The 22,891-nt window shown below is 61.2% G+C and carries 21 protein-coding genes; 10 read left to right on the top strand and 11 right to left on the bottom strand.

Going from position 1 to position 22,891, the window contains the following annotated elements:
- Window positions 1-81: 81 nt before the first annotated feature.
- Complete coding sequence (locus tag BLS61_RS03020) at window positions 82-1,095, top strand: DUF481 domain-containing protein (protein WP_090427144.1); 1,014 nt, start codon at window positions 82-84, stop codon at window positions 1,093-1,095.
- A 67-nt stretch (window positions 1,096-1,162) separates the two neighbouring features.
- On the opposite strand, the gene BLS61_RS03015 is transcribed toward BLS61_RS03020, so the two are convergent.
- Window positions 1,163-2,425, bottom strand: coding sequence for a uracil-xanthine permease family protein (locus tag BLS61_RS03015; protein ID WP_090427142.1), 1,263 nt, complete (start codon window positions 2,423-2,425; stop codon window positions 1,163-1,165).
- Window position 2,426: 1 nt separating this feature from the next.
- Entirely contained in the window at window positions 2,427-3,065 is a 639-nt protein-coding gene (gene upp, locus BLS61_RS03010; RefSeq protein ID WP_090427139.1) for a uracil phosphoribosyltransferase, read from the bottom strand.
- A gap of 230 nt (window positions 3,066-3,295) precedes the next feature.
- Between upp and BLS61_RS03005 the strand changes: the two genes are divergently transcribed.
- Window positions 3,296-3,853, top strand: a complete 558-nt coding sequence (locus BLS61_RS03005; protein ID WP_003243028.1) for a hypoxanthine-guanine phosphoribosyltransferase — start codon at window positions 3,296-3,298, stop codon at window positions 3,851-3,853.
- A gap of 217 nt (window positions 3,854-4,070) precedes the next feature.
- Here BLS61_RS03005 and dauA read toward each other — a convergent pair whose 3' ends face one another.
- Window positions 4,071-5,789 (bottom strand): C4-dicarboxylic acid transporter DauA, encoded by a 1,719-nt coding sequence (dauA, locus tag BLS61_RS03000; RefSeq protein WP_090427136.1) that lies wholly within the window; start codon window positions 5,787-5,789, stop codon window positions 4,071-4,073.
- Window positions 5,790-5,961: 172 nt separating this feature from the next.
- Here dauA and BLS61_RS02995 point away from each other — a divergent pair, with 172 nt between their 5' ends.
- Window positions 5,962-6,249: a PA4642 family protein gene (locus BLS61_RS02995; protein WP_024307054.1), complete on the top strand. Its 288-nt coding sequence runs from the start codon at window positions 5,962-5,964 to the stop codon at window positions 6,247-6,249.
- 187 nt (window positions 6,250-6,436) lie between these two features.
- On the opposite strand, the gene rpsT is transcribed toward BLS61_RS02995, so the two are convergent.
- A complete protein-coding gene (gene rpsT / locus BLS61_RS02990; protein ID WP_003243036.1) occupies window positions 6,437-6,715 on the bottom strand; it encodes a 30S ribosomal protein S20 in 279 nt (92 codons plus the stop codon).
- A 191-nt stretch (window positions 6,716-6,906) separates the two neighbouring features.
- On the opposite strand from rpsT, the gene murJ reads away from it, so the two are divergent.
- The 6 genes from murJ to ispH all read left to right on the top strand — a co-directional run bounded on the left by murJ (window position 6,907) and on the right by ispH (window position 14,390).
- A complete protein-coding gene (gene murJ / locus BLS61_RS02985; protein WP_090427133.1) occupies window positions 6,907-8,448 on the top strand; it encodes a murein biosynthesis integral membrane protein MurJ in 1,542 nt (513 codons plus the stop codon).
- Window positions 8,449-8,592: 144 nt separating this feature from the next.
- The gene (ribF, locus tag BLS61_RS02980; RefSeq protein WP_090427130.1) at window positions 8,593-9,543 is read left to right on the top strand and encodes a bifunctional riboflavin kinase/FAD synthetase; all 951 of its coding nucleotides are present in this window, start codon (window positions 8,593-8,595) and stop codon (window positions 9,541-9,543) included.
- Window positions 9,540-12,371, top strand: coding sequence for an isoleucine--tRNA ligase (ileS, locus tag BLS61_RS02975; protein WP_090427127.1), 2,832 nt, complete (start codon window positions 9,540-9,542; stop codon window positions 12,369-12,371). Before ribF ends, ileS begins: the two co-directional genes overlap by 4 nt.
- Window positions 12,364-12,873, top strand: a complete 510-nt coding sequence (gene lspA / locus BLS61_RS02970) for a signal peptidase II (protein WP_079784513.1) — start codon at window positions 12,364-12,366, stop codon at window positions 12,871-12,873. Before ileS ends, lspA begins: the two co-directional genes overlap by 8 nt.
- On the top strand, window positions 12,870-13,307 hold the full coding sequence (locus BLS61_RS02965; protein WP_003243044.1) for an FKBP-type peptidyl-prolyl cis-trans isomerase: 438 nt from the start codon (window positions 12,870-12,872) through the stop codon (window positions 13,305-13,307). The genes lspA and BLS61_RS02965 overlap by 4 nt, the downstream gene beginning before the upstream one ends.
- Window positions 13,308-13,445: 138 nt before the next feature.
- Window positions 13,446-14,390 (top strand): 4-hydroxy-3-methylbut-2-enyl diphosphate reductase, encoded by a 945-nt coding sequence (gene ispH, locus BLS61_RS02960; protein ID WP_090427124.1) that lies wholly within the window; start codon window positions 13,446-13,448, stop codon window positions 14,388-14,390.
- Between the two features lie 60 nt (window positions 14,391-14,450).
- Here the strand turns inward: ispH and BLS61_RS02955 are convergent, their stop codons facing one another.
- The 7 genes from BLS61_RS02955 to BLS61_RS02925 form a co-directional block, all read right to left on the bottom strand.
- Window positions 14,451-14,909, bottom strand: a complete 459-nt coding sequence (locus tag BLS61_RS02955; protein ID WP_090427121.1) for a type IV pilin protein — start codon at window positions 14,907-14,909, stop codon at window positions 14,451-14,453.
- Between the two features lie 3 nt (window positions 14,910-14,912).
- Complete coding sequence (locus BLS61_RS23800; protein WP_244157903.1) at window positions 14,913-18,611, bottom strand: pilus assembly protein; 3,699 nt, start codon at window positions 18,609-18,611, stop codon at window positions 14,913-14,915.
- Window positions 18,612-18,649: 38 nt separating this feature from the next.
- On the bottom strand, window positions 18,650-19,078 hold the full coding sequence (locus BLS61_RS02945; RefSeq protein WP_244157902.1) for a pilus assembly PilX family protein: 429 nt from the start codon (window positions 19,076-19,078) through the stop codon (window positions 18,650-18,652).
- Between the two features lie 41 nt (window positions 19,079-19,119).
- Complete coding sequence (locus BLS61_RS02940) at window positions 19,120-20,097, bottom strand: PilW family protein (protein WP_090428039.1); 978 nt, start codon at window positions 20,095-20,097, stop codon at window positions 19,120-19,122.
- Window positions 20,094-20,558, bottom strand: coding sequence for a type IV pilus modification protein PilV (gene pilV, locus BLS61_RS02935; RefSeq protein ID WP_090427114.1), 465 nt, complete (start codon window positions 20,556-20,558; stop codon window positions 20,094-20,096). The genes BLS61_RS02940 and pilV overlap by 4 nt, the downstream gene beginning before the upstream one ends.
- Complete coding sequence (locus BLS61_RS02930; protein WP_090428036.1) at window positions 20,559-21,032, bottom strand: GspH/FimT family pseudopilin; 474 nt, start codon at window positions 21,030-21,032, stop codon at window positions 20,559-20,561.
- A gap of 96 nt (window positions 21,033-21,128) precedes the next feature.
- A complete protein-coding gene (locus BLS61_RS02925; protein WP_090427111.1) occupies window positions 21,129-21,656 on the bottom strand; it encodes a GspH/FimT family pseudopilin in 528 nt (175 codons plus the stop codon).
- 109 nt (window positions 21,657-21,765) lie between these two features.
- Between BLS61_RS02925 and thiO the strand changes: the two genes are divergently transcribed.
- Window positions 21,766-22,863: a glycine oxidase ThiO gene (thiO, locus tag BLS61_RS02920; RefSeq protein ID WP_208598767.1), complete on the top strand. Its 1,098-nt coding sequence runs from the start codon at window positions 21,766-21,768 to the stop codon at window positions 22,861-22,863.
- Window positions 22,864-22,891: the final 28 nt, after the last annotated feature.

Genomic DNA, 22,891 nt, shown 5'->3' with positions numbered 1-22,891 from the left:
TCGTCTGTCAGCTCTTGCTCTAGTGCCGGGCTTGCGCATAATGCCCGGCTTTTCGCCCCATCAGAGCCTTACTGACTTGCCATGTTGCGTTCCACATCCCTCTCGCTGCTCGGTCTGAGCCTTGCCGCGCTCAGCTCCACCGCCGTTGCCGACACCGTCTGGCTGACCAATGGTGATCGCCTGACCGGCACCATTCGCTTCTTCGATGGCAGCAAGCTGCTGCTGGAAACCGACTACGGCGGCTCCATCCCGCTCAGCTGGAGTAAGGTCGCCACTCTGGAAAGTGACCACGAGCTGCTGGTCAAGCTCGGTCCGGTCAACGGTGAGCGGGCCAAGGCGCTGCTCGCCGCCGAACCGGGCAAGGTGACCCTGGCAAACGGCGATGTCCCGACCACCGTCGAGCTGACGCAGATCGAGCAGATCATGAAGCCCAAGCCACTGGTGGAGGACTTTACCTGGAAGGGCAATATCGACGTCGGGCTGGACTACAAGCGCGGCGAGCGTGATTCCGATGACTACGATGTGGACGTCAAGACCCAGGCGCGTCATGGCCTGTGGCGGCACAACGCGCAGGCCGATTACAACCGCGAGTTGAAGGACGACGTGGTCAGCACCGACAACTGGAGCGCCGAGTACGCGCTCGACCGCTTTCTCACCGAGCAGTGGTTCTGGCAGGGGCGTTTCGAGTACAAGCGCGATCGCATCGAAGAGGTCGAGCGCCAGCGTACCCTGGGTACCGGCCCGGGTTATCAGTTCTGGGATAACGAGCTGGGCGCTTTCTCCATTGCCACCCTGGCCAACCGCAGCGACTACCGTTACAGCAACGGCGAGCAGGACCGCTTCTATGCCATGAGCGTGAAGTGGGATTACAACCGCTACCTGATCGGCAAGACCGTCGAGCTGTTCAGCGTCGGTGAGCTTGGCAAGCCGCTGGAGGGCGTGGCGGATTACACGCTGGATGCCGAAGTGGGTCTGCGCTACAAAGTGACCGACTGGGCTTCGCTGAACATGAAGGCCGAGAAGGACGTCGTAAGCGGCGCCGAGGGTGATCTGGACGAAACCCGCTATACCCTGGGCTTCGGGGTCGGCTGGTAAGTTCCCGCGCCGCTGCCCATGCAAAAAGCCCGCGATTCACTCGCGGGCTTTTTGTTGGCGCAGGGACTCAGACTTCTTCCAGGTCCCGCTTGCGCCAACCGGAGCCACCGGGCAGCACCAGATTGAGCAGCAGGGCGCTGATCGCGCAGAGGGAAATCCCCGACAGGGCGAATTCCTTGCCGCCGATCACCATGCCGCCGATGCCGAACACCAGGGTCACCGAGACGATGATCAGGTTGCGCGCTTCGGACAGGTCGACCTGGTGGCGAATCAGGGTGTTGAGGCCGACCACGGCGATGGAGCCGAACAGCAGGCAGAGAATGCCGCCCATCACCGGTACCGGAATGCTCTGCAGGGCCACGCCGAACTTGCCGATGAAGGCCAGGGCAATGGCGAATACCGCGGCCCAGGTCATGATCTTCGGGTTGTAGCTCTTGGTCAGCATCACCGCGCCGGTCACTTCGGCGTAGGTGGTGTTGGGCGGGCCGCCGAACAGGCCGGCTGCCGAGGTGGCCAGGCCGTCGCCGAGCAGGGTGCGGTGCAGGCCGGGCTGTTTGACGAAGTTCTTGCCGGTGACGTTGCCGATGGCGACCACGCCGCCGATATGCTCGATGGCCGGCGCCAGGGCTACGGGCACCATGTACAGAATCGCGCCCCAGTGCAGCTCCGGTGCGATGAAGTTCGGTACGGCGAGCCAGGAGGCCTGGCTCACGGCGCTGGTGTCGATCACGCCGAGCATAGCAGCGATGGCGCAACCGACCGCGATGCCGGCGAGGATCGGCACCAGGCGGAAGATGCCGCGGCCCAGCACGGCCACCAGCAGGGTGGTGACCAGTGCCGGCATCGAGATCATCATCGCGGTGCCGTAGGGCACCAGCTCGACGCTGCCATCTCCGGCCTTGCCCATGGCCATGTTCACCGCCACCGGCGACAGCGCCAGGCCGATGGAGATGATCACCGGCGCAATCACTACCGGTGGCAGCAGGCGGTCGATGAAGTTGGGGCCGCGCAGTTTGACCAGTACCGAAAGCAGGATGTAGACCAGACCGGCAGCGATCACGCCGCCCATCACCGCGGGCAGGCCGAACTCGCCCTTGGCCGCCAGGATCGGCGCGATGAAGGCGAAGCTGGAGGCCAGGAACACCGGCACCTGGCGCTTGGTCACCAGCTGGAACAGCAGGGTGCCGATACCGGCGGTGAACAGCGCGACGTTGGGGTCCATGCCGGTGATCAGCGGCATCAGCACCAGGGCGCCGAAGGCCACGAACAGCATCTGAGCGCCGGAAATGCCCTGGCGCCACAGCGGGTCGTTGAATTCCGTTTGCGACATGTCAGGCGTCCTTCTGCTTGGTGCCGAAGATCTTGTCGCCAGCATCACCCAGGCCCGGAATGATGTAGCCGTGTTCGTTCAGCCGCTGATCGATGGAGGCGGTGAAGATGGTCACGTCCGGGTGCGCCTGCTCGACCGCCTTGATGCCCTCGGGGGCGGCGACCAGCACCATGGCGCGAATGTCCTTGCAACCGGCTTTCTTCAGCAGGTCGATGGTGGCGACCATCGAGCCGCCGGTGGCCAGCATCGGGTCGATGATCAGGGCCAGGCGCGAGTCGATTTCCGGCGCGAGCTTCTCCAGATAGGTGTGCGCTTCGAGGGTTTCCTCGTTGCGCGCCACACCCACGGCGCTGACCTTGGCGCCCGGAATCAGGCTGAGCACACCGTCGAGCATGCCGATGCCGGCACGCAGGATGGGCACCACGGTGATCTTCTTGCCGGCGATCTTCTCCACCTGCACGGTGCCTGCCCAGCCCTCGATCTCGTAGCTTTCCAGCGGCAGGTCGTTGGTGGCCTCATAGGTCAGCAGCGCGCCCACTTCCTGGGCCAGCTCACGGAAATTCTTGGTGCTGATATCGGCGCGGCGCATCAGGCCGATCTTGTGACGGATCAGCGGATGGCGGATCTCGCGAATGGGCATGGGCTGGGATCTCCAACGGGGCTCTGGGAAAAAATCGGGTTAGATTAAAGCATTGCTCATGCCAAGTGGTTGGTGACTGATTGGTCACGGTGTGCTGCGCCATGTATCGGCTACGCTGGTCAGTCGAGACTTGGCAAGCGCTGCGCGGGTCTGTACCTTTGCCCGCTTTTATTTGACGGGTCGATCAGTTTCCGGCTCGCCATTCATCAGCCCTTTGAGAGAGAACGCCCATGTCCGCCGATCTCGCGCATATCCGTCAAGTCATGGCGGAAGCCGATTGCCTGTTCACCGAAGCCGAGGTGGAAGCGGCCATCGACAAGGTCGCCAGCCAGATCAACGCCGAACTGGCCGAGCGCAACCCGGTGGTGTTCTGCGTGATGAACGGCGGCCTGATCTTCTCCGGCAAGCTGCTGACCAAGCTGAACTTCCCGCTGGAAGCGTCCTACCTGCACGCTACCCGTTACCGTAACGAAACCAGCGGTGGCGAACTGTTCTGGAAGGCCAAGCCGGAAGTTTCCTTCATCGACCGCGACGTGCTGATCATCGACGACATCCTCGACGAAGGGCATACGCTGGGCGCGATCATCGATTTCTGCCGCCATGCCGGCGCGCGCGCCGTGCACACGGCGGTGCTGATCGACAAGGAACACGAGCGCAAGGCGCGCCCCGACCTGAAGGCCAACTACGTGGGCCTGCAGTGCATCGACCGCTACATCTTCGGCTACGGCATGGACTACAAGGGCTACTGGCGCAACGCCGCCGGCATCTACGCGGTCAAGGGACTTTAAGCGGTCTTGACGCGTAGGGTGCGCTGCGCGCATCGGCTTTTCTGGTGCTTTCCCCGGTGCGCACGGCGCACCCTACGTGGCTGCTTTTCGTAGGAGCCCCGCCTCGGGGCGAACTTTGCGAGCTGCTGCCACCGGGTTCGCGGCGGGGCGCCGCTCCTGCATGCCCGCGCCTGTCCAGCAATCGACGCCTGACGTGTAGCCGGATGAAACGACGGTCTCAGGCCTCTCCCAACCAGCGCAGTGCCTTTTCCCGCGCTTGCGGCAGGTCCCGCACGTACGCCAGCTCGCCCTCGCGGCGCTGTACGCCGGCACGCCGCAGTTGCAGGCGGACCTGGGCGGTGGGGCCGCTGAGAATCAGTGCCACACCCTGCTGGCGATAGTCGCGCAGCACGTTGTCCAGCGCCGCCAGGGCGGTCATGTCCAGCAGCGGCACGGCGCTGATATCGACCACCACCACTTTCACGCCGGGCGTGAAGCGGCGCAGCACGCTCAGCGCCTTCTCTGCCGCGCCGAAGAACAGCGGGCCGCGAATGGCGTAGGCCAGTACGTGCTCGGGCAGGTCTTGCAGTGCTTCTCGCTGCTGGCGGTTCAGGGCGGCCGTATCGGTCAGCTCGCTCATGCGCTTGATGAACAGGCCGGCAGCCAGCAGCAGGCCGACGCCAACGGCCAGCACCATGTCGAACAGCACCGTCAGCACCAGACAGGTCAGCAACACCAGCACATCGCTGCGTGGGGCGATGCGCAGGGTGTGGGCAACATGGTGGGGTTCGCTCATGTTCCACGCCACCATCAACAGCAGCGCGGCCAGAGCCGCCATCGGCAGGTAGCTGAACAGCGGCGCGAGCAACAGGATGGCCGCCAGTACCACCCCGGCATGAACCAGAGCCGCCACTGGCGAAAACGCACCGGCGCGCACGTTGGCGGCCGTACGGGCGATGGCGGCGGTGGCGGTGATGCCGCCGAAGAAGGGCGCGGCCAGATTGCCCAGTCCTTGGCCGATCAGTTCGGCGTTGGGATCGTGCTTGCTGCCGGTCATGCCATCGGCCACCACGGCGCACAGTAGTGACTCGATGGCGCCGAGCATGGCGATGGCGAATGCAGGGGCGAGCAGTTGGCGAATCAGCTCGAAGGACAATACCAGCGGCTGGCCGTCAGGACCTGGCAGGCTCCAGGGTAGCGCGAGGTCCGGCAGGAAAGGCGGAATGCCGGGTTGATCGATACCGTCGAGCTGATAGCTGAAGCGCTCGCCCAGTGTCGCCACCGGCAGCCCCAGGCGTTCCAGAGCGAGCGCGAGCAGCGCGCCAACCGCCAGGGCTACCAGATGCGCAGGGATCTTTGGCATCAGGCGCGGCCAGATCAGCAATGTTGTCAGGCAGGCGAGGCCAACCAGTGTGTCGCCGGGTTGCAGGCCGGGCAGGGCGCGCACCAGAAGATTCACCTGCTCCAGCAGATGTTGCGGCGCGCCAGCCAGGTGCAGGCCGAACAGATCCTTAATCTGCAGAATGGCGATGACGATGCCGATGCCGGCGGTAAAGCCCAGGGTCACCGGATAGGGCACGAATTCGATCAGACGGCCGGCGCGCAGCAGGCCCAGGCTGATCAGGATCAACCCGGCCATCAGCGTGCACAGCAGCAGGCCGCCGAGTCCGTACTGCTGGGTGATCGGCAGCAGAATCACCACGAAGGCTGCGGTGGGGCCGGAGATGTTGAAGCGCGAGCCGCCGCACAGGGCGATCAGCGGTGCGGCGATCAGCACGGTGTAGAGCCCGTGCTGCGGCGCAACGCCCACGGCGATGGCCAGTGCCATGGCCAGCGGAATGGCGATGATGCCCACCGTCAGGCCGGCGCTCAGGTCTCCGCGCAGGGCCTTCCACGAATAACCGGCGCGCAGCGTCTGGCGCCAGGCGGCGAACAGCGGTAACGATGGACGTGACATGCTGGCTCCCTAATGGCTTGGCGCATTATAGGAGCACCACCATGGGCTGCGGCATGACCTAGGTCGGCTGTCGTGTCGATTGTTCGCGTGTTAGCCTGCGCGGCTGCGCGTTGAGCCGCGCGCGGCGCGGCGGTACACTGTCGGCCCTCTGTAATGCTGGCGGGAGCGGGCGATGCGTAAAGACAAGAAGCAGGTGATTGGCGAAGAAATCAGCGATGACTCGATCAAGCTGTTCCTTGCGGTGGAGCCGGCGGACGCCACGCCGCCTTCGCTGCACAAGCTGATCAAGGCTTACCGCGGTCTGCGTATCGATGATTTCGAGCGTTTCGTGGGCTTCTTCGTCGCCGAGGGCTACGACCTCTCCGCCACCGATGCCCAGGGCAACGATTTCGTCGCGCTGATTCAGGATCAGCGCAATGCAGAGCCGTACATTGAGGTGATCAAGGCCGCTCGCGGCTGACTCTCGCAGGCGGCAGAAATGCCCGCACTCCGTTGAGGAGGCGGGCATTTTTTATGGCCTGCCGTCCGTGGTGGTTACCTGCGGGCCGTAAAAAATGGCGCCCGACCATTTTTATGATCTGCGGACCTGGGCTCGGGACAATAAAAAACCGGCCTCCAGGGCCGGTTTTTTCAAGAACCTGTCGCGATTAGGCGGCAGCAGCTTCGCCCAGCGCCTTGATGTGCGCGTTCAGGCGGCTCTTGTGACGAGCGGCTTTGTTCTTGTGGATGATGCCTTTGTCAGCCATGCGGTCGATGACCGGAACGGCTGCAGTGTAAGCGGTCTTGGCAAGCTCGAGATCCTTGGCAGCAATAGCCTTGACCACGTTCTTGATGTAGGTACGAACCATCGAGCGCAGGCTGGCGTTATGGCTACGGCGCTTCTCAGCCTGTTTGGCGCGTTTTTTGGCAGAAGGTGAGTTGGCCACCGTCAAGCTCCTCGAAAACTGGGGGGTTACGACAAATAAGGCCGCGAATCATGCCGATCCATCTGCCTGCTGTCAAGTCTGATGACGCTTTCCTGTGCTGGCCTGACCAGTGGTGGCTCGCTACACTCGTCGCCTTCGTTGGGCGGCGGATTGTCCGCTACTGCACCTCTTTATGGAAGCCGAAACACCCCATGAATCTGCTCAAATCCCTGGCTGCCGTCAGCTCTCTGACCATGGTGTCGCGCGTGTTGGGGTTCGTGCGCGACACCATCATCGCCCGTACCTTCGGTGCGGGGGTGGCATCGGATGCCTTCGTGGTGGCGTTCAAGCTGCCCAACCTGCTGCGCCGGATCTTCGCCGAGGGCGCCTTCTCCCAGGCCTTCGTGCCGATTCTGGCCGAGTACAAGATGCAGCAGGGCGAGGAGGCCACGCGCACCTTCATCGCCTACGTGTCCGGTTTGCTGACCCTGGTGCTGGCGCTGGTCACGGCCATCGGCGTGCTCGCCGCGCCCTGGATCGTCTGGGCCACCGCGCCGGGGTTCGCCGATGAGGCCGAGCGTTTCGATCTGACCGTCGATCTGCTGCGGGTGACCTTCCCTTATATATTGCTGATTTCCCTGTCGTCGCTGGCTGGGGCCATTCTCAATACCTGGAACCGCTTCTCGGTGCCGGCCTTCGTGCCGACCCTGCTCAACGTCAGCATGATCGTCTTCGCGCTGTTTCTGACGCCCTATTTCGACCCGCCGATCATGGCGCTGGGCTGGGCCGTGCTGGTTGGTGGGCTGGCGCAGTTGCTCTGGCAACTGCCGCACCTGAAGAAGATCGGCATGCTGGTGCTGCCGCGCCTGAGTTTCGGCGACCTGGGCGTCTGGCGCGTGCTCAAGCAGATGGGGCCGGCGATCTTCGGCGTGTCGGTCAGCCAGATTTCCTTGATCATCAACACCGTATTCGCCTCGTTCCTGGTGGCCGGCTCGGTGTCCTGGATGTACTACGCCGACCGCCTGATGGAGCTGCCCTCCGGCGTGTTGGGTGTGGCGTTGGGTACCATCCTGCTGCCGGCGCTTTCCAAGACCTACGCGAGCAAGAACCGCGACGAGTACCGCCGCCTGCTCGACTGGGGGCTGCGTCTGTGCTTCCTGCTGGTGCTGCCCTGCACCCTGGCGCTGGCGATTCTCGCCGAGCCGCTGGTGGTGTCGCTGTTCCAGTACGGCAAGTTCACCGCTAACGACTCGCTGATGACCCAGCAGGCGCTGATGGCCTACGCGGTCGGCCTGCTGGCGCTGATCCTGGTGAAGATTCTCGCGCCGGGTTTCTACGCGCAGCAGAACATCAAGACGCCGGTACGCATCGCGGTGATCAGCCTGCTGGCGACCCAGGCGATGAACGCGCTGTTCGTCTTCGGTCTGGAGATGGCGCACGTCGGCCTGGCGCTGGCGATCAGCCTGGCGGCCTGCCTGAACGCCGGCCTGCTGTACTGGCAACTGCGCCGCGCCGATATCTTCCAGCCGCTGCCGGGCTGGGGGCTGTTCCTGTTCAAGCTGGCGGTGGCGGTGGCAGTGATGGTGGCGGTGCTGCTGGGGCTGCTGCAGATAATGCCGGCCTGGGCCGAGGGCGAAATGCCGCTGCGTCTGCTGCGCCTGGGCGCGCTGGTACTTGCCGGCGTGCTGGTCTACTTCGGCACGCTGCTGCTGTTGGGGTTTCGTCTGCGCGACTTCGCGCGCAGGGCGCTATAGCTGTTGTAGGGTGCGCCGTGCGCACCAGCAGCTCGCGGCGGGACCGGTGCGCACGGCGTACCCTACGACTCCCGGCTTCGCGATGCCTGTTGTGCATGGCCTGCTGTGCGTATAATCGGCCACTTTGTGAACAAGAAGCGTGCTATGCAGCTGGTTCGAGGTCTTCATAACCTGCAGCCCCAGGCGCGGGGCTGTGTGGTCACCATCGGTAATTTCGACGGCGTTCACCGTGGGCACCAGGCCATCCTGGCGCGCCTGCGCGAGCGTGCCGCGGAATTGGCCGTGCCCAGCTGCGTGGTGATCTTCGAGCCGCAGCCGCGTGAGTTCTTCGGCCCGGACACTGCGCCGGCGCGTCTGACCCGTCTGCGTGACAAGCTCGCCCTGCTGGCCGCCGAAGGCGTCGACCTGGTGCTGTGCCTGGCCTTCAACCGCCGCCTGCGCGAGTTGTCGGCCGCCGAGTTCGTCCAGCGTGTGCTGGTCGACGGCCTGGGCGTGAAGGATCTGGAGATTGGCGACGATTTTCGCTTCGGCTGCGACCGTGCCGGGGATTTCGAATTCCTCAAGGCCGCAGGCTTGCGTCACGGCTTCAGCGTCGATGCCTCGACCACAGTCGAAGTGCTCGGCGGCCGGGTCAGCAGCACGCGCGTGCGCCAGGCGCTGGCCGATGGCGATTTCGAACTGGCCGAAGCCTTGCTCGGCCGGCCGTTTCGCATCGCCGGGCGCGTATTGCATGGGCAGAAGCTCGGCCGCCAGCTCGATGCACCCACTGCCAACATCCAGCTCAAGCGGCGCAAGGTGCCGCTGACCGGGGTCTATCTGGTGAGCTGCGAAATCGATGGCGTGATTCAACCGGGCGTCGCCAATATCGGCGTGCGCCCCAGCGTTGCCGGTGACGGCCGCGCCCATCTGGAAGTGCACCTTCTGGATTTTGCCGGCGATCTGTATGGCCGGCGCCTCTCGGTGGCTTTCCACCACAAGCTGCGTGATGAGCAGCGTTTCGCCTCGCTGGAGGCCTTGAAGGCGGCGATTGCCGCTGATATCGCCGCTGCCCGTGAATATTGGCAGAGCCACCCGCTGATGAAGAGCCCGAAATGACCGACTACAAAGCTACGCTGAACCTGCCCGATACCCAGTTCCCGATGAAGGCCGGCCTGCCGCAACGCGAGCCGCAGACCCTGCAGCGCTGGAACGAGATTGGCCTGTATAGCAAGCTGCGCAAGATTGGCGAAGGTCGGCCGAAGTTCGTCCTGCACGACGGCCCGCCCTATGCCAACGGCAGCATCCACATCGGTCATGCGGTGAACAAGATCCTCAAGGACATCATCACCCGCTCCAAGACTCTGGCCGGCTTCGACGCGCCCTACGTGCCGGGCTGGGACTGCCACGGCCTGCCGATCGAGCACAAGGTCGAAACCACCTTCGGCAAGAACCAGCCGGCGGACCTGACCCGCGAGCGCTGCCGCACCTACGCCAGCGAGCAGATCGAAGGGCAGAAGGCCGACTTCATCCGCCTCGGTGTGCTGGGCGACTGGGACAATCCGTACAAGACCATGGATTTCGCCAACGAGGCCGGCGAGATCCGTGCCCTGGCCGAGATGGTCAAGCAGGGCTTCGTGTTCAAGGGCCTGAAGCCGGTGAACTGGTGCTTCGACTGTGGCTCGGCGCTGGCCGAGGCCGAGGTGGAGTATCAGGACAAGAAATCCGATGCCATCGACGTTGCCTTCCCCATCGAAGACGCAGACAAGCTGGCCGCCGCCTTCGGCCTTAGCGAGCTGAGCAAACCGACCGCCATCGTCATCTGGACCACCACGCCCTGGACCATCCCGGCCAACCAGGCGCTCAACGTCCATCCGGAATTCACCTACGCCCTGGTCGACACTGGCGAGCGCATCCTGCTGCTGGCCGAGGAACTGGTCGAGTCCTGCCTGCAGCGCTACGGCCTGCAGGGCCAGGTGATCGCCACCGCGCCGGGCGCGGCGCTGGAGCTGATCCGCTTCCGTCATCCGTTCTACGAGCGTTTCTCGCCGGTGTACCTGGCCGAATACGTCGAGCTGGGCGCCGGTACCGGCATCGTCCACTCGTCGCCGGCCTACGGTGAGGACGACTTCCGTACCTGCAAGGCCTACGGCATGAGCAACGACGACATCCTCAGCCCGGTGCAGAGCAATGGCGTCTACACCCCGGACCTGCCGTTCTTTGGTGGCCAGTTCATCTGGAAGGCCAACCCGGCCATCGTCGAGAAGCTGGCCGAAGTCGGTGCGCTGCTCAAGCACCAGCCGATCCAGCACAGCTACATGCATTGCTGGCGCCACAAGACCCCGCTGATCTACCGCGCCACCGCACAGTGGTTCGTCGGCATGGACACTCAGCCCAAGCAGGGCGGCCCCCTGCGTGAGCGCGCGCTGGCCGCCATCGAGCAGACCCAGTTCGTGCCGGCCTGGGGCCAGGCGCGCCTGCACAGCATGATCGCCGGCCGTCCCGACTGGTGCATCTCGCGTCAGCGCAACTGGGGCGTGCCGATCCCGTTCTTCCTGCACAAGGCCACCGGCGAGCTGCACCCGCGCACCGTCGAGCTGATGGAAGAGGTCGCCAAGCGTGTCGAGCAAGAGGGCATCGAAGCCTGGTTCAAGCTCGACGCTGCCGAGCTGCTGGGTGCTGAAGCGGCTGACTACGACAAGATCAACGACACCCTCGACGTCTGGTTCGACTCCGGTACCACCCACTGGCATGTGCTGCGTGGCTCGCACGGCCTCGGCCACACCACCGGCCCGCGCGCCGACCTTTATCTGGAAGGTTCGGACCAGCACCGCGGCTGGTTCCATTCGTCCCTGCTGACCGGCAGCGCCATCGATGGTCACGCGCCGTACAAGGCGCTGTTGACCCACGGCTTCGTGGTCGATGAGAACGGCCGCAAGATGTCCAAGTCGCTGGGTAACGTGGTTGCGCCGCAGGAGGTCAACGACAGCCTGGGCGCCGACATCATGCGCCTGTGGGTCGCCTCCACCGACTATTCCGGCGAGATGGCCGTGTCCAAGGTGATCCTGCAGCGCAGCGCCGATGCCTACCGCCGCATTCGCAACACCGCGCGCTTCATGCTGGCCAACCTCAACGGCTTCGATCCGGCCAAGGACCTGCTGCAGCCCGAGCAGATGCTTGACCTCGACCGCTGGGCCGTCGACGCAGCCCTGCGTCTGCAGGAAGAGATCATCGAGGCGTACGCCGACTACCGCTTCTGGAACGTCTACTCCAAGGTGCACAACTTCTGCGTGCAGGAGCTGGGCGGCTTCTACCTGGACATCATCAAGGACCGCCAGTACACCACCGCCGCCGACAGCGTGGCGCGTCGTTCCTGCCAGAGCGCACTGTTCCACATCAGCGAGGCGCTGGTGCGCTGGATCGCGCCGATCCTGGCGTTCACCGCCGAGGAAATCTGGCAGTTCCTGCCGGGCGAGCGCAACGAGTCGGTGATGCTCAATACCTGGTACACCGGTCTGCAGCGCCTGCCGGAGGGCTTCGAGCTGGACCGCGCCTATTGGGACCGCGTGATGGAGGTCAAGGCTGCGGTCAACAAGGAGCTGGAGAACCTGCGCACGGCCAAGGCCATCGGCGCCAGCCTGCAGGCCGAGGTCACCCTGTTCTGCGACGACGCCAAGCAGGCCGACCTGGCCAAGCTCGGCGACGAGCTGCGTTTCGCCCTGATCACCTCGGCGGCGCAGACCGCGCCGCTGGCCGATGCGCCGGCCGATGCGGTGGTGACAGAGGTCGAAGGCCTGAAGCTGAAGATCCTCAAGTCTGCCCACGCCAAGTGCGGCCGTTGCTGGCACTTCCGCGCCGATGTCGGCAGTCATGCCGCGCATCCTGAGCTGTGCGGCCGTTGCGTGAGCAACATCGAAGGCGAAGGTGAGGTGCGCAAGCATGCCTGAGTCCTCGCGTTTCGGGCATCTGCCCTGGTTGCTGCTGAGCGTGCTGATCCTGGTCGTCGACCGGGTGACCAAGGACATCTTCGAGGGCACGCTGAGCATGTACCAGCGCATCGAAGTGATCCCGGGCTACTTCGACTGGACCCTGGCCTACAACACCGGCGCGGCATTCAGCTTCCTGGCCGATGCCGCCGGCTGGCAGCGCTGGTTCTTCGCCGCCATCGCCATCGTCGTCAGCGTCGTGCTGGTGGTCTGGCTCAAGCGCCTCAAGCGTCACGAGACCCTGCTGGCCGTGGCGCTGGCCATGGTCCTGGGCGGCGCGCTGGGCAATCTGTATGACCGCGTAGTGCTCGGCCACGTGGTCGACTTCATTCTGGTGCACTGGCAGAGCCGCTGGTTCTTTCCGGCGTTCAACCTGGCCGACACCTTCATCACCATCGGCGCCATCCTGCTGGCGCTGGATATGTTCAAGAGCGACAAGTCCGCGAAGGAGGCTGCGCAATGACAGACGTACGCATCGGTCCGGACAGGGAAGTGACCCTGCATTTCGCCCTCAAGCTGGAAAACGGCGATGTGGTCGACAGCACCTTCGACAAGCAACCGGCGACCTTCAAGGTCGGCGACGGCAACCTGCTGCCCGGTTTCGAGCAGGCGCTGTACGGCTTCAAGGCTGGCGACAAGCGCAGCGTGCAGGTGCAGCCGGAGCAGGGTTTCGGCCAGCCCAATCCACAGAACGTACAGATCATGCCGCGCAGCCAGTTCGAGGGCATGGAGCTTTCCGAAGGCCTGCTGGTGATCTTCAACGACGCCGCCAACGCCGAGCTGCCGGGCGTGGTCAAGGCGTTCGACGACAAGCAGGTGACCATCGACTTCAACCATCCGCTGGCCGGCAAGACGCTGCAGTTCGACGTTGAAATCATCGAGGTCAAGGCGCTCTAGCCCGTGCTGCCGCTCTTGTAGGAGCGGCTTCAGCCGCGAAGCTCTTGTTGCAGCCTGCGCTTATCCCGAGCAGGCTGTATCTTCCGGGAACGACCCATAGTGATGGTTCGATCCCCGATCAATACCGAGACAGCCAGCATGCATATCAAACTCGCCAATCCCCGTGGCTTCTGCGCCGGCGTCGATCGCGCCATCGAAATCGTCAACCGTGCGCTGGAGGTCTTCGGCCCGCCGATCTACGTGCGCCATGAAGTGGTGCACAACAAGTTCGTGGTCGAGGACCTGCGTGCCCGCGGCGCGGTATTCGTCGAAGAGCTGGATCAGGTGCCGGACGACGTCATCGTCATCTTCAGTGCCCACGGCGTGTCCAAGGCCGTGCGCGACGAGGCGGCCCGGCGTGGCCTCAAGGTATTCGACGCCACCTGCCCGCTGGTGACCAAGGTGCATATGGAAGTGGTGCGCTACAGCCGTGAGGGCCGTGAGTGCATCCTCATCGGCCACGAAGGCCACCCGGAAGTCGAAGGCACCATGGGCCAGTACGACGCCAGCAACGGCGGCGCCATCTACCTGGTGGAAGACGAGGCGGACGTCGCCGAGCTGCAGGTGCGCAACCCCGAGAACCTGGCGTTCGTCACCCAGACCACCCTGTCCATGGACGACACCAGCAAGGTGATCGACGCCCTGCGCAGCAAGTTCCCGGCCATCGGCGGCCCGCGCAAGGACGACATCTGCTACGCCACGCAGAATCGCCAGGATGCGGTCAAGCAACTGGCCAGCGAGTGCGACGTGCTGCTGGTCGTCGGCAGCCCCAACAGCTCCAACTCCAACCGCCTGCGCGAGCTTGCCGAGCGCATGGGCACTCCGGCCTACCTGATCGACGGCGCCGAAGACCTCAAGCACGAGTGGTTCGAAGGGGTGAGCGGTATCGGCATCACCGCGGGTGCCTCTGCGCCTGAGGTGCTGGTGCGTGGGGTGGTAGAGCAATTGCGCGCCTGGGGGGCGGCAGGGGAGACGGAGCTGGATGGTCGGCCGGAAAACATTACGTTCTCGATGCCGAAGGAGTTGAGGGTCAAGGCGCTATAGCGGCTTGACGCGGATGACAAATAAAAAGGTCGGCGATTGCCGACCTTTTTATTCTAGGGATTAACGCCTCCAACAGTCCGCCATGGTGGCTCCCGTCGCTTGGCCTTTTGCCCCAGTGTTAGTCAGCGTCAGCGTGCCGCATTTGTCGCCCGCCATACTATTTTTCGGAGTTGCTTGCAGGGTGTAGCTATTTGCCGTGGGCGAGCTCGCGGCGAAGGCCAGGTCGTAAGACTTGCTCGCCCCGTCCTTGGGCGCTTCGGTGAAAGGTAGAGTAGGCGCAGCGTTGGCACTCGTCAGGTATCTACCATTGGCGGTGTAGTGGCGTTCCATGAATTGCGCCAACTCCATCAACGCGGTTTGAGCGTCGGCACGCCTGGCTTTCCGCACGTGTTCCTGATAGGAGGGGTAGCCGATAGCGGCGATGATGCCAATGATCGCTACAACGATCATGACCTCGATCAGAGTAAAGCCAGCGCTTTTAGCGCCCCAGCCTGTGCCATGGTTATTCTTGGCAAACATTATTCATTCCCTCACTTCGCGCCAGGAGTGGCGGCCAAAACGTTGCGATCCGGCAACAGGTACACATTGCGGAGTGGCGCCGCTGGAGCCAGCGAAGCACAGCCATTTGTAGAGAGGTGTTACGCCCTTGACCACCCCGTCGTTGGTGTCGGAGATACCGGACCAGGGGATATTCTGGTCGTCGCCGATCGTGGTGGTGTCGCCTGCGTTCAGAGCCCCGTCACGGTTGCTATCAAAATAGACGTAGTTCAAGCGTGAGCCGCTGGACAGGTTCATGGCCATGATGAAGCTGGAACCGCCAAATGCACAAGGATCTGCAGAGGGTGTCATGGTGGTGAAGATCACCCGGTCGGTGCGCAGGGTTGCCTTGCTGATAACACGCTCTCCCTTGGCGCCAGTTGCGTTTGTGCCCTCGAGCCAGCCGAGATCAATGTACCAGCCGTTCTGGGTAGTCAGAGCATTATTGGTGATGGCACGTACTCGATTACCGTTGACAGTATCCTCCTTGAGCACGGCCTGTTTGAGCAGCGTGCTGCGTCCATCAATAGCTGTGCCTCGATCGATAACACCATAGAAACTGTCAACTGGTGGGTTGGTGGGTATTTCATTATCGCCGTTGCGGTAGAAACTACCGGTACCAAAGAACACCATGTGCTCGTTCTTGTCGTTGAATGCCGACGAAAGAGGCGCAGTGATGGCCTGGCGGTTGCCGCTGCCGTCTTTGGCGATGAAGAGCGGACTGCTACCCAAGGTGCTGGGGGTTCCCCAGGCTGACGGTGTGCTTCCGTTCAGGTCGATGCGCCAGACGTTGCCCAGGGTATCGCCAATATAGATGCGGTCCGCGACCTGATCGTAATCGGTGTCGGCGGCCAGTGGTGAGCCCAGGTTGCCGGTGGTGGGCAACTGAAATTGACGGATGATGCTGCCGTCAGCGGCATCGAGGATCCATACCTTACCGTTTGCTGGTGCGCTATTGTGATAGCCGCTGCTGACGATTACGCCAAACTTCTGGTTGGGCAGGGCAACCAGGGCTGGTTGGCCCATGGTGTAACCCATATCAGGGTGGCTGAACTCCCACATGAAACTACTGCTGCTCATGTTGCTGGGGTTGGTGATATCGAGAGCGAAGACGCTCTTGCCACCTGCGCCTGTGGTGCCGACGGCCATCGTTTTCCACGCGTTATTTATGTAGACGTCGGAGGCACGGGGCGTGCCGTCTACATAATAAAGGTGCGAATAGGCCGGATCGGTCAAATTGATGAGGTTACTGAACACGCTGTTAGGAACGTAGGCGAAAAGCTCGTTGCCGCCATTGGTAGTATCGGTGGTGCCCACCCGGGCATCGAAGCCGTGCAGCATGCCATCGTTGGCGCCGACTAGAACCATAGGCGTGCGCGCTCTATAGGCGGCGCTGGCACGGAAGGTCGTGTAGGCGGAGCCTACTGCGCCATTGCTCCAACTAAGCCGTGAATAACCAAAGTCCTGATTATGAATGTACTGCGGGTCCGAGTTCACGATATCGCCGAGGCGGCTACCGCGCTGACGGAAGGGCTTGGTGCGGTCTTCTGTGGTGATTTCATTTCTGCGGTCGCCCCGCAGATAGGCCAGGCGATTTTCTGCGATTGTCGTTGTGGATTCACCTGTGCGCTGAAGCAGAGCTCGCTGAGCGTTGCTTAAAGCGCTCCAGGTGAAGTTGACTCCCGTAGTCGTGATCAGCTCATTCGAAGCCCCTGCGGTAGTGGCAGGAGTGGACGTGAAAATCTTGCGTGAGTCGACGGAGCTGAGACTGTCGAGCTTTTGAGCTGCACTCCAGGCTGCATTGCTCTCCACTACGCCATTACTGCCGACTCGCCGGGCCAGCAGATCACCACTCCAGAAGCGGCTATCCAGGCGAGACTGGAAGACTGCCGTATCGGTTTCCAGTCGGGTGGAGTTGGTCGCCAAAGAGGCTGTAGTGCTTTGCACCTCGTTGGAGATCTGGGCGAAGGCCTTTCTCAGACCTTCAACCATGTTGGTTGCGTCACTGGCAACGAAGAAATTATCAGGGCGCCTTTCGGTACCGCCGTTGCCATCGAGACCCAGTGCCAGCATATCGCTGGTGGTGTACCACCAGGCTTGATTCAGTGCAGAGGAACGAGACAAAGCTGCGCCAAAATCGGTAGGGACCTTGAAGCCACCATACTTGGCGGCCAACCAGTATTGGTTGTTAGCTTTGCCCTCCAAAGTTCGATCTTCACGTACGTCAACCCAATAGGTAGACACGGTCTGTTTGCCAGCGATGTTACTGCGAATATCTGTGGTATTGGCATAGTAGGCTAGGCCGGCTATATAAGCAGAGTTTCCACGCCCAGTGAATACACTGTTGGCTGTTTTGCTAACACCTTCTAGGTCGAATACTTTCTGCGTGTAAGCATTGACGTTTAGAGTGTCATCCGAATGGGGAAGGTCCCGGTCCTCGTGGGTGTTTACGTCGCCAATGCCCAGGATGACGTTTTTCTGGCAAGCATACTGGATAGGGTCCGACCAGTCGGTTATGACGGGGAATTTATCCTTCTGTGCTTCATCGGTCGTATTTGAATAGGCAGCAATGTTTCCCTGGTTCTTGAAGTAGCGGAGTGCTGCATAATAGAGCTCGCTAACCGGATCGTTTGACTTGTGAACGTTGGTTAGCTCGCCAAATTTATTGATATAGTTTATTACGCCGCTATTGCCGGTGGCATCGTTATGGGGATTTGCATAGATGATCCCGGTTGTGGGGCTCCATTCTGCGTCAGGATTGGTTGACACTCCGGATACGCCGGGAACGCGCATGTTTTGCCCGACATATTTTTGCTGGGCGCGCAATACGCCACCATTGCGGGTATTGCCGTCAATGTTCAAATAGCTGAACGCGCTGTAGCGAATGTCATTGGCATAGCGTTGGATAAGCCCTTCAGGCTTCCAGATGTTGCCATAACGAACGCAGTTGGCTTCAAGCAATGCTTCATTCTTGCAGACTTCCACCCGGACAGAGAAGTAAGCAGTATTAGTGCCGTTGGTGATTCTTAGGGTCTTATTCCTCTGATAATTTTGAACGGCGCTGCTGGCATTACTGTTGGCGCTAGTAACAGAGCTTGCCAAGGTGCCACTGGTATAGGGTGAGATATTAGTGATCGTGGCGTCCCCAGTTACCTGTCTGTTAGGGAAATAGTTGGTCCGGCCTGCGCGGGTCGCTTTTTCCAATATGGTCTGGGATGTTGTGTCCACTACCCTATAGCCACCGGTCAGGGCCATGCGGAATGGATCAATGGTCTGGGTGGTGGCCCAGTTCAGGTAGTTTCCACTCCATTCCTGAGCGCCGTTGCAAGTTCGACTCCAGCGCGTTGGGGTAAAGTAACCCCCGCCGTCATTGCCACTGATGGTTCCAAAGAAAACATGTGATATCTGCTGGCGATTATATTCGTAGCATTTTTCACTGTCGAAGTAGCCTGTATACGTAGCGCTATGGCTATAAGTGTTGCTGATGTTAGCCACGCTGATGACTGTTGGGAATTCAACCGATGGCACCAGAGCCAGGTTGCCAGGCACGTTACCGCCTCCGAGTAGCAAGGGGGCCTGAGCTACGGTGGCTTGGGCAGGTGTTGCAGCTATAGCGATGCAAAGTGTCAGTAAGAAACTGGCGTTGGTTTTCAACGTGTTCAGTGTTATTTGGCGAGAATTCATTATAGAAACTCCGTTAAATATTGTTCGAGCAGAGTGGATTACTGCTCGACCAGAAAGGTGGAGCGGAGTCGGGTTTGTGCGCTTGGGGTGTTGTCACTCTTGGTGCTGCGTCCGTAGCCGTCCGACTCAACCCTGACCAATGCACCTTCATCGTCGATGGGGGCGCCCGCCTCGGTACTGGTGCGAATCTTGGCTAGTAGCGTTATTCGGTATCCGGGAGTCTGGGCCGTATCCGTAAAGTCCGCATAGGTTCCCGTTTGTGCGGCTGTTTCCAGGGTATTCAGCGAGCCTGCGAGAAACTTGTTGACTACCACTTCTTCACCTTTTCGAAGCGCGGCCTCGGAAGCCTGCAAGGCCAAGTTGCTATCGCGCATGTTGCCGGCCATGTTTTCCTGAAGTGATGTGCCACGCATGCTGCTCAGGCCGATGATGGTAAGCAGCAGCAACATGATCAGGGCGACGATCAATATTGCGCCTCGTTGCTGTCGAGGAGAGTAATGGAAACTATTCATGGCAGACGGTTCCGGATGCCGATGGTGGTGGAGAAAACCTGAGCCAGACGGCGATTGGCAATCGTGACGTCGGCCCCGTTGAAGGCGATGACCTGATTTTCGGGTACTACGTTGGTATCTGCGCTTACCACCAGCAGGTTGATGCGAACAGCTACGACGTTGTCCCAGTTAGTGACGTTGTTGGCTGTTACATAGTCGGTAACTTGGCGATTGGCTCCGGCGATACCGTAAAGAATCTGCATGTCCTGAACGCCATCAACCAGCTCTTCCGTGACCCACTCCGGGGCGGTTGTGCTGGCGGAAAGTCTTTGCCTGACGAGCGAGTTGGGGCGTCCGGCATTGGCTCTTATGTAATAAGTAGCGTTCTGCAGGGGCAGCACCTCGGTGATACCTGTGTAGTTGTGTGTCCAGTTAACGCCGGCTGCTTTTGCAACTGATGTAGCGTTGCTAGTGGCGGTATTTTGGAATAGGTCGCAATTGATGGCATCGGATATCAGAGTGATCGCGTGCCGTGCGATGCCCGAAGGATTGGTGCCTAGGCTGATAGTATTGTTGGTTGCAGTGTTTCCGCTTGCGGCCTGAACTTCAACAGGGCCGGCCGCGAGCTTGATCCTAATGGTATCGGTATCAGTCACGGGGGTGTCTGTGAGGTGCGTAGGTTGCTTGCCGGAGACGTTATTCCAGCCCTCGATCGGATTATCCAGGCGCCAAAGTATATCGATTGTACCGTGGGTCAGCGGTTGTCCAAGACACTGACCTTTATAGCCGGTATTACGGATATCCTGTGTCAAGAAGTCCATGGCAAAGCGACCGCTTTCCTGAACCCGCGATAGGGCATTGTTGGTACTGTAGGTCTGCTTGCTGGATAGAAATATCTGCAGGACGCCAGCGATCAGCAGCAGGCTCAGGGTGATTGCGATCATCAGTTCGACCAGCGAGAGTCCCGCCTGGCGTTTGGGAAAAGTGCTGATCATATTTCTGTCCGGTAGGTGAAAATCATATCGCCATCCGCAGCTGCATCGCTCTTCGCGATGCGACCGCGATTGTCATTCCAGCGCACTTCGATGGTGACCAGATTGCCGGTTTTCTGGACCCTTCCGGTGCCATTGGGAAGGCTGCGAGCGAGGTTGTTGAGCCATTCGGCTTTGTCTTTCGCTGCTTGTGTTCCGGTTACAGCGTTACTGCTGGAGGACGTAGGGAAGGTTGAGCTCACGTAAGCGTTGGTCAGGGCTTCTGTGCGATTGGCACGCATGCGGTCAGCCATGTCGTAAGCCAGCAAGGTTGCTTGCGAACGTTGGTAGGCACTGTGATTGCTCTGCACGCTGGTGACTTGTAATCCGGCAAGCCCTAGTAAGCCTATGGACAGCACTACGATGGCTATCAGGACTTCGATCAGAGTGGCGCCCTCTTGGCGCCGGGCAATGGGCTTGGTCATTTAGCAGTCGCCTTTTGCAAGGGTGGTGCTGCCGGTCGCATTAACGGAAATGGTGCGTTTCTGCTGACCGGTGCAGGAGGAGTGGGTAACCGTCCAGCTTTGCGCGGATGCCATACCGTTGCTGCGAAAGACAATCCCGCTGTTCGGGCCGGTAACTACGGCTCCTTGGATGGGATCCCAGACTTTGAGAACCTCGGTTCCGGCGATCATCATCCAACCTCCGGTCGCCCAGTCGGTTCCATTGGAGCAGGCGGTCTGGGTCGTGTTGCTACGACACAGGGTGACGTTTGCGCGGCGCCTGACTGCTTCCGATCTGGCGAGCTGCAATGCCCCCTGCAGTTCGCTGCTCATGGCGGCTAGCCGATTTTCCTGCAACATGTTGCTGAATGATGGTGCGGCGAGACTTATGACCACTGCCAGCACGGCAAGCGTGACCATGAGCTCTATCAGGGTGAAGGCTCTCGAATAATGCATGACCGGTCCCGGAAATATCGACCAGTAAAGCATCTCAAGGCTTTTGCCCGGTAAGAAGCAAACCGTGATATCTGGTCGCTTCGTCAGGGTGAACGGCTATCCCTGACATTTGTCGGGATCGGCTTGCTGGCTGGTTATCGCTCTGCCTGTGATGTTGATCACGAGGCCTCTGATCGCCAATTGCTGGTCGCACAACGTGAAGGTGCCGTTTAGGCTATGGGTCATGCCGTCGGGGCGAAAGCTCATGTAGGGCTGTTGACGGAAATTGCTCCAGTGCCATCTATGACGGGGATTGATATCAACGGCCTTGAGCAATTGCTCGTTGTCATCCAAGACGCCATTTCGGTTTTTATCGACGAAGATCAGAATTCTGCCTTGCCAGTTGCGTGAGCCTTCGCAGGACTGCTCTCCAGCGCAGAGGCTGACCATCGTGCGCGTTTGTATTGCCATGCTACGGGCAAAATTCAGGCTTGCATGTAGCTGATTGATTTCACTGATGTGTCTGTTTTTCTGCAGTAGGGAGCCAACGGCAGGCGTAACGAAACCGATGAGGATTGCGAGTATGCTCAGCGTAACAAGTAGCTCGGGCAGAGTTTGGGCGTGCTGGTTTTGATTTCGGAGCATGGCAATTTTCCTTTTGCATGGGATAGAAGCCTTCCTGGCCCTAGATTTGTTTAGCCCAGACTGAGGCTATGTCAAACAGCCTGCATAAAATCTTTGAAAAGGATTGGTTGTGAATCGAGTGGTGATAGTGGGTGGGGGCGTGGCGGGGCTTCTTAGTTGCCACCTTCTGGCAGCTAAAGGAGTCAGCGTAGTTCTGCTCGAGTCGGCCGAACGTGTCGGCCGCGAATCCTCCTGGGCTGGTGGCGGCATCGTTTCGCCGCTCTACCCCTGGCGCTACAGCGCGGCGGTGACGGCGTTGGCGCATTGGTCGCAGGATTTCTATCCGGGGTTTGCGCGGCAGTTGCTGGAAGACACCGGCGTCGATCCCGAGGTGCATGTCACCGGGTTGTATTGGCTGGATCTGGATGACGAGGCCGAGGCGCTGGCTTGGGCAGCGCGTGAGCGGCGTCCGCTGTTTTCGGTGGATATTGCCGCGGCTTATCGGGATGTGCCGGTGCTGGGCGGCGGGTTCGGACGCGCAGTGCATATGCCGGGTGTCGCCAATGTGCGTAACCCCAGGTTGGTCAAGGCGTTGCGCGCGTCCTTGGCGGCCATGCCCAATGTGGAGTTGCGTGAGCATTGCCCGGTCACTGGTTTCATTCAGGAGAATGGGCAGATTCGTGGCGTGGTTACCGCTGGCGGTGAGATTCGCGCTGATCGCGTGGTGCTTGCTGCTGGTGCCTGGAGCGGCGAGCTGCTCAGGACGCTGGGTCTGGAGTTGCCGGTGGAGCCGGTGAAGGGGCAGATGATCCTCTACAAGTGCGCCGAGGATTTTCTACCGAGCATGGTGCTTGCCAAAGGGCGTTATGCGATCCCGCGGCGCGACGGGCATGTCCTGATCGGCAGTACGCTGGAATACGCCGGTTTCGACAAGACGCCGACCGATGTTGCCCTGGAAAGCCTCAAGGCTTCCGCGGAAGAACTGCTGCCGGCGCTCAAGGATGCCGAAGTGGTCGGACATTGGGCCGGTTTGCGGCCCGGCTCGCCGGAGGGCATTCCCTTTATCGGCGAACTGCCTGCGCATCCCGGGCTTTGGCTCAATTGCGGACATTTCCGCAATGGCTTGGTGTTGGCGCCGGCCTCCTGCCAGCTGTTGGTCGACCTGATGCTCGGGCGCGAGCCGATCATCGATCCGGCGCCTTATGCCCCGGCAGGGCGGCTGGGCTGAACTGAGCTTGGGGCGGGTGCGCACAGCG

The organism is Ectopseudomonas guguanensis, from assembly GCF_900104265.1.
Lineage (GTDB): Bacteria > Pseudomonadota > Gammaproteobacteria > Pseudomonadales > Pseudomonadaceae > Aquipseudomonas > Aquipseudomonas guguanensis.
The sequence above is the reverse complement of the archived record's forward strand: the minus strand, read 5'-3'. Positions and strand labels throughout refer to the sequence as shown.

Excerpts from the sequence above, each read along its gene's own strand:
- BLS61_RS03020 (WP_090427144.1), top strand. The coding sequence starts at position 82 with ATGTTGCGTTCCACATCCCTCTCGCTGCTCGGTCTGAGCCTTGCCGCG.
- BLS61_RS03015 (WP_090427142.1), bottom strand. The coding sequence starts at position 2,425 with ATGTCGCAAACGGAATTCAACGACCCGCTGTGGCGCCAGGGCATTTCC.
- upp (WP_090427139.1), bottom strand. The coding sequence starts at position 3,065 with ATGCCCATTCGCGAGATCCGCCATCCGCTGATCCGTCACAAGATCGGC.
- BLS61_RS03005 (WP_003243028.1), top strand. The coding sequence starts at position 3,296 with ATGTCCGCCGATCTCGCGCATATCCGTCAAGTCATGGCGGAAGCCGAT.
- dauA (WP_090427136.1), bottom strand. The coding sequence starts at position 5,789 with ATGTCACGTCCATCGTTACCGCTGTTCGCCGCCTGGCGCCAGACGCTG.
- BLS61_RS02995 (WP_024307054.1), top strand. The coding sequence starts at position 5,962 with ATGCGTAAAGACAAGAAGCAGGTGATTGGCGAAGAAATCAGCGATGAC.
- murJ (WP_090427133.1), top strand. The coding sequence starts at position 6,907 with ATGAATCTGCTCAAATCCCTGGCTGCCGTCAGCTCTCTGACCATGGTG.
- ribF (WP_090427130.1), top strand. The coding sequence starts at position 8,593 with ATGCAGCTGGTTCGAGGTCTTCATAACCTGCAGCCCCAGGCGCGGGGC.
- ileS (WP_090427127.1), top strand. The coding sequence starts at position 9,540 with ATGACCGACTACAAAGCTACGCTGAACCTGCCCGATACCCAGTTCCCG.
- lspA (WP_079784513.1), top strand. The coding sequence starts at position 12,364 with ATGCCTGAGTCCTCGCGTTTCGGGCATCTGCCCTGGTTGCTGCTGAGC.
- BLS61_RS02965 (WP_003243044.1), top strand. The coding sequence starts at position 12,870 with ATGACAGACGTACGCATCGGTCCGGACAGGGAAGTGACCCTGCATTTC.
- ispH (WP_090427124.1), top strand. The coding sequence starts at position 13,446 with ATGCATATCAAACTCGCCAATCCCCGTGGCTTCTGCGCCGGCGTCGAT.
- BLS61_RS02955 (WP_090427121.1), bottom strand. The coding sequence starts at position 14,909 with ATGTTTGCCAAGAATAACCATGGCACAGGCTGGGGCGCTAAAAGCGCT.
- BLS61_RS23800 (WP_244157903.1), bottom strand. The coding sequence starts at position 18,611 with ATGAATTCTCGCCAAATAACACTGAACACGTTGAAAACCAACGCCAGT.
- BLS61_RS02940 (WP_090428039.1), bottom strand. The coding sequence starts at position 20,097 with ATGATCAGCACTTTTCCCAAACGCCAGGCGGGACTCTCGCTGGTCGAA.
- pilV (WP_090427114.1), bottom strand. The coding sequence starts at position 20,558 with ATGACCAAGCCCATTGCCCGGCGCCAAGAGGGCGCCACTCTGATCGAA.
- BLS61_RS02930 (WP_090428036.1), bottom strand. The coding sequence starts at position 21,032 with ATGCATTATTCGAGAGCCTTCACCCTGATAGAGCTCATGGTCACGCTT.
- BLS61_RS02925 (WP_090427111.1), bottom strand. The coding sequence starts at position 21,656 with ATGCTCCGAAATCAAAACCAGCACGCCCAAACTCTGCCCGAGCTACTT.